Genomic DNA, 15,157 nt, shown 5'->3' on the forward strand with positions numbered 1-15,157 from the left:
AGGGTAGCAGGTATTTGTCTTTTCAAATACCTGCTGGTTCAACAGACTGCCCGTTCACGATGCTAACCGGCGACCTCCCCGACGTGCAGGACCACCTGCCCGCCCCGCTCGACCGCCGCCTGCACCGTGCGCAGCTGCAACAGCGCCGGGTTGTCCTGCAGCGCACGGGTCCCGTTGGCCAGAGCGCGCAGGGCAGCCGTCTCGCCCCGGGCCCGCTCCAGGCGGGCTGCCGACTCGTGCCGGGCGACGGCGAGTTCGAGCAGACCCCGGCGGACCTCACCGGGGACGGTCACGTCCCGCAACGCCACCTCCAGGACCTCGACGCCGAACCGCGCGACGCCGGCTGCGACGCCGGCCGTCAGGTCCGCCGTCGCACCGGCCCGTTCCGTCAGGACGTCCTGGAGGGTCCGCGCAGCGATCCAGTCGCGGGCCGCGACCTGCGCGGACAGCCGGACGTCGTCGAGCGGGCTCTGCGAGACCGTGCCGAACGCGACGGGGTCGACGGTGCGCAGCCGCACCGCGATCGCGAACCGGACCCCCGGGACGTCGAGCGCCGCGGCCTCCTGGCTGGTGATCAGCAGGAGGTTCTCGCGGACGTCGACAACCTCGACCGCGCGCCGGGACCGCCGGCCGGGCAGGCGGTGGCGCCCCGGGTCGAGGACGGCGACGACGAGCCCGTCGACAGTGACGACGGCGCGGGTTCCGGTGCGGACGGTGACGTGGCGGGCCACGGCGGTGCTCTCCCTGGATCGGTACCGGGCGCCGAGGCGTGGACATCACCTCCTGCGAACGGTCGCGACGGGGACCGCCACACGCACGTGGCGGCCCGCTGGTCGTGGCCGGCAGCCCCGGCCGGTGGGCCGGGCAGGAAGTGACGCCACTGCGGAGGAGTCGAACCTCGACAGGGACCTGTCACCACAGCGCGTCACCGCCGACGTCCGGAAACCCCACCGGCGACGCCGGGGGCCCGGTGACGGGGACGCGGACCAGTGTGCCGTGTCCGCGGCCCCGGCTCCCGGGGTTTTCCCCCGTCTGCCGCAGGCGCGGGGAGGGCGCCTCAGCCGGCGAGGAAGGCGCTGAACTCCTCGACCGACGTGACGACCACGGCACCGGCCCGCAGCTCGGCGGGCAGGTGGGCCAGCAGGTCGGCGTCGGTGACCGCGACCGGCCCGTCCTCCAGGGCGAGGGCGGCCCGCGTGCGCCGGGCCAGTTCGAGCACCAGGGGGCGCACGTCCTCGCCGTCGATCTCGATCATCAACTGCTCCAGCGGCGCGTCCGAACCGTCCCAGCCGTAGACGTCCAGGGACTCGTCCTCGGTGCCGACGCGCAGGAAGGAGTGCTGCCGGTCGCGCTCGGCGGCCACCGGTTCCAGGACGGCCCGGACCGCCGCGGGGTCGAGGCCGGCCTCGGCCCCGTCGGCGTACCGGGTGACGAAGACGTCGAGGCTCACCGGTGCCGCGCGACCTCGTACAGCGCGATGCCCGCGGCCACCCCGGCGTTGAGGGACTCCACGGCACCGGCCATGGGGATGCTCACGACCTGGTCGCACTTCTCGCGCGTCAACCGGGACAGGCCCGCGCCCTCGGCGCCGACCACGACGACGATCGGGCCGTCGGCGAGCCGCAGCTCCGGCAGGTCCACGTCGCCCTCGGCGTCCAGGCCGACGACGAACAGCCCGGCCTTCTGGTACTCCTCCAGGGCCCGGTTGAGGTTCGTCGCGCGCGCGACGGGGACCCGTGCGGCCGCACCGGCCGACGTCTTCCACGCCGAGGCCGTCATGCCCGCGGCCCGGCGTTCGGGCACGACCACGCCGTGACCGCCGAACGCGGCGACCGAGCGGACGACCGCGCCCAGGTTGCGCGGGTCCGTGACCCCGTCGAGGGCCACGATGAGCGCCGGACGGCCGGAGTCGACCGCAGCCTCCAGCAGGTCCATAGGGTGCTGGTAGTCGTACGGCGGCACGCTGGCCGCGACACCCTGGTGGACGGCGCCGTCGGTGAACCGGTCGAGGTCCTGGCGCGAGGCCTCCAGCAGCGGGATGCCGCGGTCGCCGGCGGCCTTGAGGATCTCGCGCACGCGGTCGTCGCTCTCGATGCGCGAGGCGACGTAGATGCCCGTGATGGGCAGTTCCGCGCGCAGCGCCTCGACGATCGAGTTCCGGCCGGCGATCCACTCGGTCTCACCGGTGCTCTTGCGCCGCACCGGGGGACGCCCGCCCGGGCGCGCGTTGGTGGTCGCCGAGCGGTGCGCGCCCTTGGCGGCCGCCTTCGCGGCGGGGTGGTACGGGCGGTCGACGGCCTTGGGCGTCGGCCCCTTGCCCTCGAGGCTGCGCCGGTTCTTGCCGCCGCTGCCCCCCGTCGGACCCTTCTTGCCCTTGCTCGTCGCGCCGCGGCGCTGGGAGTTGCCTGCCACTACTGCTCACCTTCCAGAACCCACCGTGCCCCGGTGGGGGTGTCCTCGATCACGATGCCCGCGGCCTTCAGGGAGTCGCGCACGGCGTCGGCGGTGGCGAAGTCCTTCGCCGCGCGGGCGGCGGCGCGGTCCTCGAGCCGGGCGCGCACGAGCACGTCCAGCGCGTCCCGGGAGCCGTCGGCGCCCCGGGCCTGCGACGCCCAGGGGTGGGCGAACGGGTCCAGCCCCAGCACGTCGAGCCCGGCGCGGACCTCGTCCAGCGCCGCGCGCAGCCCCGCCTCGTCCCCGGACGCGAGCGCCGAGTTCCCGGCGCGGACGGTGTCGTGCAGGACCGCGAGCGCCGCGGGGGTGGCCAGGTCGTCGTCCATCGCGGCCGCGAAGGCCGCCGGCACCTGCGCGGGCTCGCCGTGAGTGCCCAGGCGCTCGGCGGCCCGGCGCACGAACCCCTCGAGCCGGGAGTAGGCGGCCTCGGCCTCGACGAGGGAGTTCTCCGACCACTCCAGGTGCGAGCGGTAGTGCCCGGCGACGAGGTAGTAGCGCAGGGCGACGGCGCGGTGGCTCTCCAGCAGGTGCGGGATGCCGAGGACGTTGCCGAGCGACTTGCTCATCTTCTCGCCCGACATGGTGACGAAGTAGTTGTGCAGCCAGAAGTTGGCGAACCCGTCCCCAGCGGCGCGGGACTGGGCCTGCTCGTTCTCGTGGTGCGGGAAACGCAGGTCCAGGCCGCCGCCGTGGATGTCGAACGCCGGCCCGAGGTAGCGCCCGATCATGGCCGAGCACTCCAGGTGCCAACCGGGACGTCCACGACCCCAGGGGGTGTCCCAGGAGGCGCTGGCGGGTTCGGTCGCCTTGGCGCCCTTCCACAGCGCGAAGTCCCGCGGGTCGCGCTTGCCGCGCGGGTCGGCGTCGGCGGCCGGTTCCATGTCGTCGAGCTCCTGGTGGGTCAGCTCGCCGTAGGCGGGCCAGGAGCGCACGTCGAAGTAGACGTCGCCGGAGCCGTCGGCGGCGGCGTAGGCGTGGCCGCGCTCGACGAGGCGGGCGATGAGCTCGACCATCTCCGGGACGTGGCCCGTCGCGCGCGGCTCGACGGTGGCGGGCAGGACGCCGAGGGCGTCGTAGGCCGCGGAGAACTCCCGCTCGTGGCGGTAGGCGTGCGCCCACCACTCGACCCCGGCCTCGGCGGCCTTGGCGAGGATCTTGTCGTCGATGTCGGTGACGTTGCGGACCATCGTCACGGCCAGCCCGGACCGCTCCAGCCAGCGGCGCAGCACGTCGAAGGCGACCTGGCTGCGGACGTGACCGAGGTGCGGTGACCCCTGCGGCGTGGGGCCGCAGACGTAGATGCCGACCTGCCCGGGGACGAGCGGCGCGAACTCGCGCACCGCGCCGCTGGCGCTGTCGTGCAGGTGGAGGGTCACGGGCTCCAGGCTACCGGGGCGCTGCGGGTGTCCGGGCGCGTCGTTAGGGTCCCCCCATGGCCTGGACCGTTCCCGCAGTCATCTCCCGCAGCAAGGGCGCGCCCGTCGAGACCGTCGACATCGTGGTGCCCGACCCGGTCGCCGGGGAGGTGGTCGTCGACGTGAAGGCGTGCGGCGTCTGCCACACCGACCTGCACTACCGCGAGGGCGGCATCACCGACGACTACCCGTTCCTGCTGGGCCACGAGGCCGCCGGGGTCGTCTCGGCGGTCGGCGAGGGCGTCACGAACGTCGCCGTCGGCGACACCGTGGTCCTGAACTGGCGCGCGGTGTGCGGGCAGTGCCGCGCCTGCAAGCGCGGCCGGCCGCAGTACTGCTTCGCCACCCACAACGCCACGCAGAAGATGACCCTGACCGACGGCACCCCCCTGACCGCGGCCCTGGGCATCGGCGCGTTCGCGGCCAAGACGCTGGTGGCGGCCGGTCAGGCGACGAAGGTGGCCCCCTCCGTGGACCCGGCCGTCGCCGGGCTGCTGGGCTGCGGCGTCATGGCCGGGATCGGGGCCGCGGTCAACACCGCCCCCGTGCAGCGCGGGGACACCGTCGCGGTCATCGGCTGCGGGGGCGTCGGGTGCGCGGCCGTCGCCGGGGCCGTGCTGGCCGGGGCCCGCCGGGTCATCGCGGTCGACCTGGACGACAAGAAGCTGGCGTGGGCGAAGCAGCTCGGCGCCACGCACACCGTGAACTCGCGGGGGCTGTCCGAGGACGAGGTCGTGAAGGCCGTGCAGGACCTCACCGACTCCTTCGGCGCCGACGTCGTCATCGACGCGGTGGGCCGCCCCGAGACGTGGCGGCAGGCGTTCTACGCGCGCGACCTCGCGGGCACGGTCGTCCTGGTGGGGGTGCCGACGCCGCAGATGCAGCTGCAGGTTCCGCTGCTGGACGTGTTCGGCCGCGGCGGGGCGCTGAAGTCGTCCTGGTACGGCGACTGCCTGCCCGAGCGCGACTTCGGCCAGCTGCTGGAGCTGCACGCGGACGGCCGGCTGCCGCTGGACGCGTTCGTGTCCGAGCGCATCGGGCTCGGCGACGTCGAGCGAGCCTTCGCCACCATGCAGGCCGGCGACGTGCTGCGCTCGGTGGTGATCTTCTGAGCGCCCGGGTCGAGCACCTCGTGACGTCGGGCACGTTCTCCCTGGACGGGCAGACGTTCGACGTCGACAACAACGTGTGGATCGTCGGCGACGACGAGCAGGTCGTCGTGATCGACGCCCCCCACGACGTCGAGGCGATCGCGGCCGCGGTCGGGGACCGCCGGCTGCTGGCCGTGGTGTGCACGCACGCCCACGACGACCACGTCCGGCAGGCCCCGGCCCTGGCGGCGAGGTTCTCCACCGACGCCCACCCGGTGCCGGTCCTGCTGCACCCGGCCGACCGCGAGGTCTGGGAGCTGACCCACGAGGGCGTGCCGACGACGGACCTGGCGAACGGGGAGGTCGTCACGGTCGCCGGGACCGACCTGCACGTCCTGCACACCCCCGGCCACACGCCGGGGGCGGTGAGCCTGTACGCCCCGGAGCTGGCGACGGTCTTCACCGGCGACACGCTGTTCGCCGGGGGCCCGGGGGCCACGGGCCGCTCGTTCTCCAGCTTCGCCACGATCGTCGACTCGATCCGCGACGTCCTGTTCGAGCTGCCTCCCGAGACCCGCGTGCACACCGGCCACGGGGACGACACGACGATCGGCGACGAGAGCCCGCACCTGCAGGAGTGGGTCGACCGGGGGCACTGAGGGGCACCGACCCGCGCGGCGGGGTGCCGACCTGTTGATCACCTGAGAGCATCCGGCAGTGACTGACCAACCGGCCACCCCGCCCACCCCCACACCCCCCGGTCCGCACCGGCGCCCGCTGCAGGTGGTCGAGCGGGGGGTCACCGAGGCCTCGCGCTGGACGCTGCGCCTGCTGGTGCTCGGCGTCGGCCTGGCCGGCCTGATCTGGCTGCTGGGCAAGGGCTGGTCGTTGCTGCTGCCCCTGCTCCTGGCGATCCTGCTCAGCGCGATCCTGTGGCCGCTGGCCCAGGTGCTGCGGGCGGTGCTGCCGCGCTCGATCGCGGCGCTGGTCTCGATCGTCCTGCTGATCGCCGTCGTGGTCGGCATCTTCGCCGCGCTCATCCCCAACGTGGCCGACCAAGCCGGTGAGGTGGCCGACTCCGCCGTCGCGGGCCTGGACAAGGTCCAGCTGTGGGTCACCGGCCCGCCCCTGAACCTGGGGGACGACCAGATCGGCAACCTCGTCGACCAGGGCATCACCGAGCTGCAGACCAACGCCCAGTCGATCGCCCTGAGCGTGGTGGGCGGGGTCGGGACGGTGGGCGCCAGCGTCGGCTCCGGCATCGTCACGTTCCTGCTGGTGCTGGTCCTGTCGTTCTTCTGCCTCTCCGACGGCGACCGGCTGCTGCCGTGGTCGCGCCGCTGGCTGAGCCCGGAGGCGCACCGCCACGCGACCGCCCTGGGCGGTCGCATCTGGACCGCGATCCGCGGCTACATCCTGTCCCAGGCCGCCGTCGCCCTGGTCGACGCCGTGTTCATCGGCGTGGGCATGGCCATCGTGGGCGTGCCGTTCGCCCTGCCGCTGGCGGTGGCCATCTTCTTCGCCGCCTTCATCCCCATCGTCGGGGCCGTGGTGACGGGTGTCCTGGCCGTCCTGGTGGCCCTGGTGACCCTCGGGTGGGTCCAGGCGCTGATCGTGCTGGGCATCGTGCTGCTGGTCCAGCAGCTCGAGGGCAACGTCCTGCAGCCGCTGCTGGTCGGCAAGTCGCTGGCCCTGCACCCCGCCGTCGTCATCGGCTCGGTGACGATCGGCGGCACCCTGTTCGGCATCACCGGCGCGTTCCTGGCCGTGCCCGTCACCGCGATCGTCACGGTGGTCCTGCGGTACGTGCACCACGAGCTCGTGCCAGACGAACCGGAGAACCCGAAGGCCGCCGGGGCGAACTCCCGGCGTCGCCGGGTGCGCCACCCCGAGGAGGCGCCGGAGGAGCAGGCTCCCCCGGCGCCCGCGGCGTGACGGGCCGGGCCGGCTGACCCGGCCGACCCCGCGGGGTCAGGCCGGGCCGAGCACCCGCAGCAGGTCCAGCAGGTCGGCGTCGGCCCCCCGCGGCGCGAGCACGCACAGGCCGACCGGCAGGGTGCCGACCCGGGCCCAGGGCAGGTTCAGGGCCGGGACCCCGGTCTGGGAGGCGAGGGTCGTCAGCTGCAGCGTCCCGCCGCGCGCCAGCTCGAACTTCTCGCCGGTCGAGTCGACGCGGGGAGCCGGGGTGGACGTGCTGGGCAGGCACAGCCAGCCCTGCTGCAGGACCTGCGCCAGCCACGCCGAGACGCGGGCGCTCTCCTGGCGGGCCGCGCCCACCTGCTCGTCGGTGACGGCTGCGCCCGCCCGGAACCGGGCGGCCACCGACGGCGAGACGGCGTCGGGGTTCGCGCTGAGGAACGCCCCGTGGGCCGCCCAGGCCTGGGCGGCCTGCACGGTGCGGAAGGCCGTGGTCCAGGCCGCGGGGGCGGCGGGGTCGACCTCCACGTCGCGGACCGGGATCCCGGTCGCCACCGACAGCGCGGCGAGCGCCGCCTCGACGGCCAGCGCCGTCTCGGGCGTGGCCAGCGCCATCAGGGTCCGGCTGCGCAGCAACGCCTGCGGGGCCCGGCCCGTGGGCTGCTGCCGCAGGAGCTCCAGGCCGGCGCGGCGCAGGGTGGCGCCGTCGCGGGTGAGCAGCCCGACGGTGTCGAAGGCGGGGGCCAGCGGCAGCACCCCGTCGACGGGGACGACGCCGTGCGTGGGGCGCCACGCGTGCAGACCGCAGTAGGACCCCGGCACGCGCAGCGAGCCCGCGGTGTCGGTGCCCAGCCCGAGGTCGGCCGTTCCCGCGGCGACGGCCGCCGCCGGCCCGGACGTCGACCCACCCGGCACCCGGCCGGGGGCGTTGACGTTGACGGGGGTGCCCGAGTGCTCGTTGACGCCCATCAGCGAGAAGGCGAGCTCGTCGGTCTGCGCGATGCCGGCGACGTGCGCCCCGGCGTCGAGCAGGCGCTGCAGGGCGGGCGCGTTCGCGGGTTCAGGCCGGGCCTGCTCCCGCCACGCGGGGACGCCGCCGCCGATCGCGTGCCCGGCGACGGCGATGAGGTCCTTCACCGCGACCCCCAGCCCGGCCAGGGGGCCGGCGGCCGCGGGTTCCGGTGCGAACCGGACCCGCCAGGTGGCGGGGTCCTCCTGCTCGTCGGGACCGGCCCCGGGACGCGCCGGCGACGGCCCGCCGGAGACGTGCGCGGCGTGGACGGTCCACACCCCGGCCTGCCGTCGCCACCACTGGGTCTGCAGGCCGTGCCCGTCCACCCGGTCCGCCTCGGCGACCACGAGGGCGTCGTCGGGCGAGATCCACCGGACGTGGACCCGCCGCAGCCAGCGGGCCGGGGCGCCGCCGCGACGGGCGCGGAACCGCGCGATGTGGTCGTGCCCCACCAGGGCAGCGGTCCCGTCGGCCCGCAGCGTCGCGTCCCCGCCGGCGAACAGGGCGTCGAGCTCGGCGACGTCGTTCGCCGTGAGGGCGCGCTCGTAGCGGGTGACGGCCGCCAGGAGCCCCTGCTCGTCGGGTTCCGCGCTCACCGGCTCAGACCAGGACGCCGGAGAGGACAGCGAGGTCGGCGGCGTCGAACTCCGCGACCGGGCCGGTCGTGATGAGGTCGGAGAACCCGCCGTCGTTGGCCATCACGGTGATCGTGTAGAGCCGCTCGGTGGCGGAGGTGTTGACGATGTGGTGCACGGACCCCTCGGGCAGCACGATGACCTGGCCGGGGACGAGTTCGGCGGTGTGCTCGTCGGAGTACGCGGTCGCGGTGCCCTGCAGGACGATGAACGTCTCGGTCGACTCCTCGTGGGAGTTGTCCGGCTGCGAGCCGCCCGGTTCCCAGATCTCGAAGACGACGGTCGTGCCGGACCCGTCGGCGGGGCCGGCGAGGACGGCGAGCTTGACGGTGCGGTTCTCGCCGATGAAGTGCGGGGTGATGTCGGCGACGTTCTTCACGATCGGGGCGACGGACACGGGGTTCTCCTTCGTCGGGGTGGGGATCAGGCGGTGAGGGCAGCGCGCAGCTGCGCGGAGGTGGTGGTGAAACCGAACACCTGACGGACGTTGTAGAGCGTCGCGTCGGTGCAGAACCGCGGGGACGTCGTGGCGCACAGGTCCTCGACGAGGACCACGTCGTAGCCCAGGCACGCGGCGTCGGACAACGTCGCGAGCACGCACTGGTCGGTGTTGACGCCGGCGAACAGGAGCGTGTCGACGCGCATCCGGCGCAGGACGGAGTCGAGCTCGGTGTCGAAGAACCCGCTCATGCGGAACTTCGCGACGGCCACGTCCTGCGGCTCCGGCACGAGACCGTCGACGAGCGCGGCCGACCAGCTGCCCTCGGTCAGGACGCGCGAACCGTTCGCGAGCTCGTCGCCGATCCCCGTCGAGGACCCGTCGGGGTCGTAGACGTGCCGGACCCCCGGCGGCAGGTTCGCCCGGTCGGGCCGGTTGCCCCAGTTCAGCCAGACGACCTGCGCCCCGGCCGCCCGCAGCGGCGGCAGCGTCGCGCGCAGGGGTTCCACCGGGGCGGTGGCGCCCGAGACGTCCACCCCGATCGAGGCGAGCCAGCCGTCGGGGTGGCAGAAGTCGTTCTGCAGGTCCACCACGACGACCGCGGTCCGCGCCAGGTCGAGCGTGAGCCGTTGCGGGGCGGCGTCCAGCGTCACGACGCGGGGTTCGACGCCGGGACGGCGCAGGTCGACGTGGTCGCGCTCCAGGGTCCAGGTGTCGCGGTTCACGCCTCCTCCTCCGGGCCCGGTTCGTCGCTGAGCTCGGCCGCCGTGAGCCACTGGTCGATGTGCTCCTCGACCAGGCGCCGGGCCCGCACCGGGTCCCCCTCGCAGATGGCGGCGACGATCTGGACGTGCTCGCGCCACGTCTCGTTCCGGTCCCCGTGCAGCAGGGAGCGGTTGCTCCAGCTCGTGCGCGCCAGCAGCGGCTGGTGGACGGCGAACAGCGTGGCGCTGCCGCTGGCGGCGACGACCGCGGCGTGGATGGCGGCGTTCACCTCCCGCAGGGTCGCGCCGTCGTCGGCGGCCAGGGCGCGCTGCCCGCGGTGCACGAGGTCGGTCAGCGCGGCCCGCGACTCCTCGGACAGCTCGCGGGCGGCGCGTTCGGCGGCCATGCCCTCCACGAGGCGGCGCAGCGGGGCGATCTCCCCCATCTCCTCGGTCGACAGCCGCGTGACGATCCGCGCCCGGGACGCCGTGGTCATGACCAGGCCCTCGCTCTCCAGGGCCTTCAGCGCCTCCCGGACCGGGATCCGGGAGACGGCGTAGACCTGCGACAGCCGTTCCTCGACGAGGCGCTGGCCGGGGGCGTAGGTGCCGCCGATGATGTCGGCGCGCAACTGCTCGGTGACCAGGTCGGCCAGGCTGCGCCTCTTCGTGGGCGGCGGGGTCACCGGCCCGCCCCGGGGAACTCGAAGCCGACGATCTCCAGCAGCGCCTCGGCCAGCCGCGTCTCGTAGGCCTCGCGGATCCGGTGGCCGAACTCCTCGGTGGCCTTGACCGGGTCCCCCACGACGCCGTTGGCGGACAGGTCGTCGGTCACCCAGGCCGAGGGGACGACGCCCTCCAGCGTCAGGTGCCGCTTGTCGCGGTACAGGTCGACGACCGCCCGGCCCCCCTCGGCGGCGCGGTCCATCCGGACCGTGCCCGGGTCCAGGGCCAGCATGAGCGAGGTCTCGACGTGACCGCCGTGGATGGAGAACTCCGCGTCGGGCACGTCGAGGTCGTCGGGGACCCCGAGGCGTCCCGTGGTGACGGGGAACACCATGAGCCCCGTCTCGACGCGGATGTCGCGCGCCACGGTGTCCAGCGTCGACGGGTTCCCGCCGTGGCCGTTGACGAACACCAGACGGCGGAACCCCGACGCCGCGACCGAGCGGCCGACGTCCTCGCACACCGACAGCAGGGTGCGGGTGGACAGCGAGACCGTGCCCGCGCGGCCCAGGTGCTCGCTGGACTTGCCGTAGTGCAGGGTCGGCAGGACCCACACGGGCGCCTCGTCCGGCAGTCGGCCGACGGCACCGGCCGCGATGCGCTCGGCGACGAAGGCGTCCGTCATGACGGGCAGGTGCGGGCCGTGCTGCTCGATCGCCCCGATGGGCTGGACGACGACCCCGTCCTGCTTGGGCAGCGCGGCGACGTCGACGGTGGACAGGCGGTGCAGCAGGCGTTCGACGCTCACGGCGGTCTCCTCCGGGCTCAGGGGGCGGGCGGCAGGGTGGCGGCGGGGACGACCGTGGGCAGCAGGTCGGTGGTGAACAGCTCGGCGGCTTCGACCGTACCGTCCAGGCCGCCGAGGTCGGCCATGGCGCTCGCCAGGTCGCTCCAGCGCTGCTGCGTCATGGCGCCGAGCCCGCTCGTCGCGGCGTCCCCGGCGACGAGGAACTCGCGCTGGCGGTCCCAGGCGTACCACAGGGCCTGCTCGTCCAGCTCGGTGTTCTCCTCGCGGATCGCCGCGTTCGCGCGCTGGGCCACGGCGGTGTCGGAGATGTACGAACCCCACCCCCGCAACCCCGCGTCGAGGAAGGCCCGGACCTGGTCCTCCTTGTCCTGCAGGGTCTTCTCGCTGACGAAGACGACGTCGTTGTACGGGTCGTACCCGGCGTCGGCGTAGCTGAAGAACGTCACGGGCACCCCGGCCTGCTCGGCGGTGTAGGCCTCGTTCGTGGGCCAGCCCTGCTGGACGAGGGAGGGGTCGTGCAGGAACTCGGCGATGGATCCCGAGTACACCCGGGTCGTCAGGGTGACGCCCTTCGTCTTCTGCACCCACAGGTTGCCCAGCGCGCCGGTCTGCACGACCCAGGTGCGGTCGAGGAGGTCGTCGATCGAGGTCGCGCCCTGGTCGGCGTGGACCATGACCCCGACCGGGTTCTTCTGGTAGAGCGCCGCGACGGCGACGACGGGGATGCCCTGGGCGCGCGAGCGCACGACGTCCTCGGCGGAGGCGATGCCGATGTCGGCACGGCCGGCGGCCACCAGCTGGACGCCGGAGACCTGCGGTCCACCGGGCTGCAGCGTGACGTCGAGACCGGCCTGGGTGAACAGCCCCTCCTCACGGGCGGCGAACCAGCCGCCGCTCTCGGGCGTGGGGTACCAGCCGAGGACGGCGGTCAGCGGTTCGGCGGACCCGGCGGTCGCACCCCCGGTGCTCGTCCCGGTGCCGCCGCAGGCGGAGAGGGTGAGGCCGGTCGCGCCGAGGAGGGCGCCGGTCAGCAACTGGCGACGGGTCGTCATGGGGAGAGTTGTATGCAGACGGTGTTTCGCCACCGATTCCGGTTCGTTTCGGATACGTGAACAGATGGTATTGACCGTTGCATCGCAACAGTTCGCGAGATTTCACACCGCTGAAACACTCGTTGTATACGGTGGTTCTCGCCAGGCGCTCTGCCGGCGACCACCAGCCCCGCACGACGAGAGGCAGGTACACGTCTCGTGTCCGGACCCAGCACCACCACCGTGAGCGGGCAGACCCGCACCGCCGACCTCGGCGACCTCGTGACCTTCGACGGGGTCACCAAGACCTACAGCAACGGGTTCGCCGCCCTGGCTCCCGTCGACCTCGCGATCCGCCGGGGCGAGGTGCTGAGCGTCGTGGGCCCCTCTGGCTGCGGCAAGACGACCCTGCTACGGATGGCCGCGGGGCTGTCGGGCGCCAGCACCGGTTCGGTGCGCCGGAACGTCGAGCGCACCTCCTACGTGTTCCAGGACCCGACCCTGCTGGCCTGGCGCAGCGTGCAGGCCAACACCGAGCTCGTCGCCCGGATCCGCGGTGTCGGCCGCGCCGAACGCCGGCGCGCGGCGTCCGAGGCCCTCGAACTCGTCGGGCTCGGGCACGTCGCGCACTCGTTGCCCCGGGAACTGTCCGGCGGCATGAAGATGCGCGTCTCGCTGGCCCGCGCCCTGGCCAGCGACCCCGAGCTCATGCTCATGGACGAACCCTTCGCAGCGCTGGACGAGTTCACCCGCGAACGCATGAGCGACGAGCTCCTGCGCCTGTGGCGCGAACGCGGTTTCGGGGTCATGTTCATCACCCACTCCATCCGCGAGGCCGTCAAGATCGGGCACCGCGTCGTCGTCATGGCCAAGGGTCCCGGCCGCGTCGCCGACGTCGTCGACTCCCCCAGCCCCCCGACGGGCGACCCCTCGGCCCCCCGCGACGAGGTCGCGCTCGACGCCCTCGCCCGGGAGATCGCCGCCACGCTGGCGACCGCCTGACCCGGTCCACCCCGAACCGCAGGAGAGATCCCGTGAGCACGACCGTGCAGACCCCCCAGACCTCCGCACCCGCCGTCGTGGCCGTGCGCTGCCCGCGCCGCGACCTGCGCCGGACCGTGCTGCCCCCGGTGGGCGCGTTCGTCGTGTTCGTCGCGCTGTGGCAGGCGCTGGTGAGCGGTTTCAACATGCCGACCTACCTGCTGCCCGGACCGGGCGCCGTCGTCGCCGAGGTGGGCGAGGCCGTCCCGGCCCTCGTCGAACCGACGCTCGTGACGATGGAGGAGGCCTACCTCGGGTTCGTCCTGGCCGCCGTCGTCGGGTTCCTCGTCGCGCTCGTGATGGCGCGGTGGAACGTGGCCGAGCGCGGTCTGTACCCCTACATGGTCCTGCTGCAGACCATCCCCATCGTCGCCGTGGCCCCGCTGCTCGTCGTGTGGCTGGGCGCCGGGACCGCCACCAACACGGTCGTGGCCGCGATGATCGCGGTGTTCCCCGTCGCCGCGAACACCCTCACCGGCCTGAAGTCGACCGACCGCAACCTCGTCCAGCTCTACTCGATGGCCGGGGCGGGCAAGACGTTCGAGATGTTCTCGCTGCGCGTCCCGTTCGCCCTGCCCTTCGTGTTCACCGGGCTGCGCATCGCCGCCGGGTCGTCCGTGATCGGCGCGATCGTCGGCGAGTTCGTCGCCGGCATCGGCGGCGGCCGCGGCGGGCTCGGGTACGTCATCACGACGGACGCGACCCAGCTCCTCATGCCCCAGTTGTTCTGCGCCGTCCTCGCGGCCTCCGTCGTCTCCCTCGTCCTGTTCGGCCTCATGACGGTGGCCGAGCGGCTGCTGCTGCGCCGCTGGCACGACTCCGCCCTGCCGCACGACGAGTGACCCCCCTCCCCTCCCAGCCCAGGAGCCCCGCCATGCGTCCGTTGTCCCGTCGCGCCTTCTCCCTCGCCGCCCTCGGTTCGGCGGGTCTGCTCGCCGCCTGCGGCGACGACTCCGCCGCCGGTTCCGCCTCCGGTCCGGCCTCCTCCGGTGCGGCCACCGGGAAGCTGACCGTGCAGATGTCCTGGTACCCCAACGCGCAGAGCGGCGGCTGGTACGCCGCGGCCAACCAGGGGTTGTTCTCCGACGCCGGTCTCGACGTCACCCTGGCCCCCGGGGGCGCGAACATCTCCGGTCTGACGCTGCTCACCTCCAACCAGGTCCAGATCGCCTCCATGACCGCCGAGAGCTACCTCGACGCCCGCGACCAGGGCATCCCGCTGATGGCCGTCGGCGCCGACTGGGACGTCTCCCCGACGGGCGTGATGACCAAGAAAGCGCTGGGCGCCAAAGCCTTCGAGGACCTCGGCGGCAAGGTCTGGGCCGTCACGCAGACCTCCATCGGCCAGGACTGGGTCAAGGAGGCCGAGAAGATCGACTTCACGACCCAGCAGTACTCGGGCTCCATCGCCCCCTTCCTGCAGTCCGAGGACCTGGTGCAGCAGGCGTTCCCGACGAACGAGGTCTACACGGCCCGCACCCAGGGCGTCGACGTCGACTTCTTCCCCTACACCGACGCCGGGTACCGCCCCTACGGGAACCTGCTGGTCGCCACCCAGAAGTACCTCGACGCCAACGGCGCCCTCGTCAAGGCGGTCCTGGAGGCCGCCGCCCAGGGCTGGGCCGACTACGTCTCGGACGTCGACGTCGCCACCGCCACGAACGCCGACCTGAAGAAGGCCAACGAGCAGCTCGCCGAGGACCAGAACTGGTTCGCGTGGGAGACCCAGCGCCAGTACGTCCTGGGCGACCGCACGACCATGTCGACGATGACCGCGGACCGCTGGACCGAGTTCGCCGGCCAGCTCAAGACCCTGGGCCGCGTCGAGAAGGACCACCAGGCCTCCGACCTGTTCACCAACGACTTCCTCCCCCAGATCCCCGTCCCCACCACCCTCCCCGCCGCCCCCCCGAACTCCTACACCGGCCAGGCCTGACCCCACCG

General features: G+C 73.6%; 16 protein-coding genes. 6 read left to right on the plus strand and 10 right to left on the minus strand.

Annotation, left to right across the window (positions count from 1 at the left end; translation table 11 throughout):
• Positions 1 to 62: 62 nt before the first annotated feature.
• From CLV37_RS22360 to cysS, 4 genes are all read right to left on the minus strand, one after another.
• A complete protein-coding gene (locus CLV37_RS22360) occupies positions 63 to 731 on the minus strand; it encodes an SPFH domain-containing protein (RefSeq protein WP_106214656.1) in 669 nt (222 codons plus the stop codon).
• Positions 732 to 1,057: 326 nt separating this feature from the next.
• Complete coding sequence (locus CLV37_RS22365) at positions 1,058 to 1,450, minus strand: hypothetical protein (RefSeq protein WP_106214658.1); 393 nt, start codon at positions 1,448 to 1,450, stop codon at positions 1,058 to 1,060.
• Positions 1,447 to 2,412 (minus strand): 23S rRNA (guanosine(2251)-2'-O)-methyltransferase RlmB, encoded by a 966-nt coding sequence (gene rlmB / locus CLV37_RS22370; protein ID WP_106214660.1) that lies wholly within the window; start codon positions 2,410 to 2,412, stop codon positions 1,447 to 1,449. Before rlmB ends, CLV37_RS22365 begins: the two co-directional genes overlap by 4 nt.
• Entirely contained in the window at positions 2,412 to 3,830 is a 1,419-nt protein-coding gene (cysS, locus tag CLV37_RS22375) for a cysteine--tRNA ligase (protein ID WP_106214662.1), read from the minus strand. The genes rlmB and cysS overlap by 1 nt, the downstream gene beginning before the upstream one ends.
• A 56-nt stretch (positions 3,831 to 3,886) precedes the next feature.
• Between cysS and CLV37_RS22380 the strand changes: the two genes are divergently transcribed.
• The 3 genes from CLV37_RS22380 to CLV37_RS22390 are packed head-to-tail and all read left to right on the plus strand — an operon-like array spanning position 3,887 to position 6,895.
• Positions 3,887 to 4,981, plus strand: coding sequence for an S-(hydroxymethyl)mycothiol dehydrogenase (locus tag CLV37_RS22380; RefSeq protein WP_106214664.1), 1,095 nt, complete (start codon positions 3,887 to 3,889; stop codon positions 4,979 to 4,981).
• Positions 4,978 to 5,619 carry an MBL fold metallo-hydrolase gene (locus CLV37_RS22385; protein WP_106214865.1) on the plus strand — a complete coding sequence of 214 codons (642 nt, stop codon included), beginning with the start codon at positions 4,978 to 4,980 and terminating at the stop codon, positions 5,617 to 5,619. Before CLV37_RS22380 ends, CLV37_RS22385 begins: the two co-directional genes overlap by 4 nt.
• Before the next feature lie 58 nt (positions 5,620 to 5,677).
• Positions 5,678 to 6,895, plus strand: coding sequence for an AI-2E family transporter (locus CLV37_RS22390; protein WP_106214666.1), 1,218 nt, complete (start codon positions 5,678 to 5,680; stop codon positions 6,893 to 6,895).
• 36 nt (positions 6,896 to 6,931) lie between these two features.
• Here the strand turns inward: CLV37_RS22390 and CLV37_RS22395 are convergent, their stop codons facing one another.
• The 6 genes from CLV37_RS22395 to CLV37_RS22420 are packed head-to-tail and all read right to left on the minus strand — an operon-like array spanning position 6,932 to position 12,193.
• Positions 6,932 to 8,485, minus strand: a complete 1,554-nt coding sequence (locus CLV37_RS22395; RefSeq protein WP_106214667.1) for an AtzH-like domain-containing protein — start codon at positions 8,483 to 8,485, stop codon at positions 6,932 to 6,934.
• Positions 8,486 to 8,489: 4 nt separating this feature from the next.
• A complete protein-coding gene (locus CLV37_RS22400; RefSeq protein WP_106214669.1) occupies positions 8,490 to 8,921 on the minus strand; it encodes a cupin domain-containing protein in 432 nt (143 codons plus the stop codon).
• Positions 8,922 to 8,947: 26 nt separating this feature from the next.
• Complete coding sequence (locus CLV37_RS22405) at positions 8,948 to 9,688, minus strand: cysteine hydrolase family protein (protein ID WP_211298863.1); 741 nt, start codon at positions 9,686 to 9,688, stop codon at positions 8,948 to 8,950.
• The gene (locus CLV37_RS22410; RefSeq protein ID WP_106214671.1) at positions 9,685 to 10,353 is read right to left on the minus strand and encodes a GntR family transcriptional regulator; all 669 of its coding nucleotides are present in this window, start codon (positions 10,351 to 10,353) and stop codon (positions 9,685 to 9,687) included. The genes CLV37_RS22405 and CLV37_RS22410 overlap by 4 nt, the downstream gene beginning before the upstream one ends.
• Positions 10,350 to 11,141 (minus strand): creatininase family protein, encoded by a 792-nt coding sequence (locus CLV37_RS22415; protein WP_106214673.1) that lies wholly within the window; start codon positions 11,139 to 11,141, stop codon positions 10,350 to 10,352. Before CLV37_RS22415 ends, CLV37_RS22410 begins: the two co-directional genes overlap by 4 nt.
• A 17-nt stretch (positions 11,142 to 11,158) precedes the next feature.
• Positions 11,159 to 12,193, minus strand: a complete 1,035-nt coding sequence (locus CLV37_RS22420; RefSeq protein WP_146149544.1) for an ABC transporter substrate-binding protein — start codon at positions 12,191 to 12,193, stop codon at positions 11,159 to 11,161.
• A 222-nt stretch (positions 12,194 to 12,415) separates the two neighbouring features.
• Between CLV37_RS22420 and CLV37_RS22425 the strand changes: the two genes are divergently transcribed.
• Genes CLV37_RS22425 through CLV37_RS22435 form a run of 3 tightly spaced genes read left to right on the plus strand, consistent with a single transcriptional unit; the run spans position 12,416 to position 15,149 of the window.
• A complete protein-coding gene (locus tag CLV37_RS22425; protein ID WP_106214869.1) occupies positions 12,416 to 13,174 on the plus strand; it encodes an ABC transporter ATP-binding protein in 759 nt (252 codons plus the stop codon).
• Positions 13,175 to 13,206: 32 nt separating this feature from the next.
• A complete protein-coding gene (locus CLV37_RS22430; RefSeq protein WP_211298864.1) occupies positions 13,207 to 14,055 on the plus strand; it encodes an ABC transporter permease in 849 nt (282 codons plus the stop codon).
• Between the two features lie 32 nt (positions 14,056 to 14,087).
• A complete protein-coding gene (locus tag CLV37_RS22435; RefSeq protein WP_106214677.1) occupies positions 14,088 to 15,149 on the plus strand; it encodes an ABC transporter substrate-binding protein in 1,062 nt (353 codons plus the stop codon).
• Positions 15,150 to 15,157: the final 8 nt, after the last annotated feature.

It is taken from the genome of Kineococcus rhizosphaerae (assembly GCF_003002055.1).
In the GTDB taxonomy this organism is placed as follows: domain Bacteria; phylum Actinomycetota; class Actinomycetes; order Actinomycetales; family Kineococcaceae; genus Kineococcus; species Kineococcus rhizosphaerae.

Coding starts and splice junctions, on each gene's coding strand:
- CLV37_RS22380 (WP_106214664.1), top strand. CDS start 3,887: ATGGCCTGGACCGTTCCCGCAGTCATCTCCCGCAGCAAGGGCGCGCCC.
- CLV37_RS22420 (WP_146149544.1), bottom strand. CDS start 12,193: ATGACGACCCGTCGCCAGTTGCTGACCGGCGCCCTCCTCGGCGCGACC.
- CLV37_RS22435 (WP_106214677.1), top strand. CDS start 14,088: ATGCGTCCGTTGTCCCGTCGCGCCTTCTCCCTCGCCGCCCTCGGTTCG.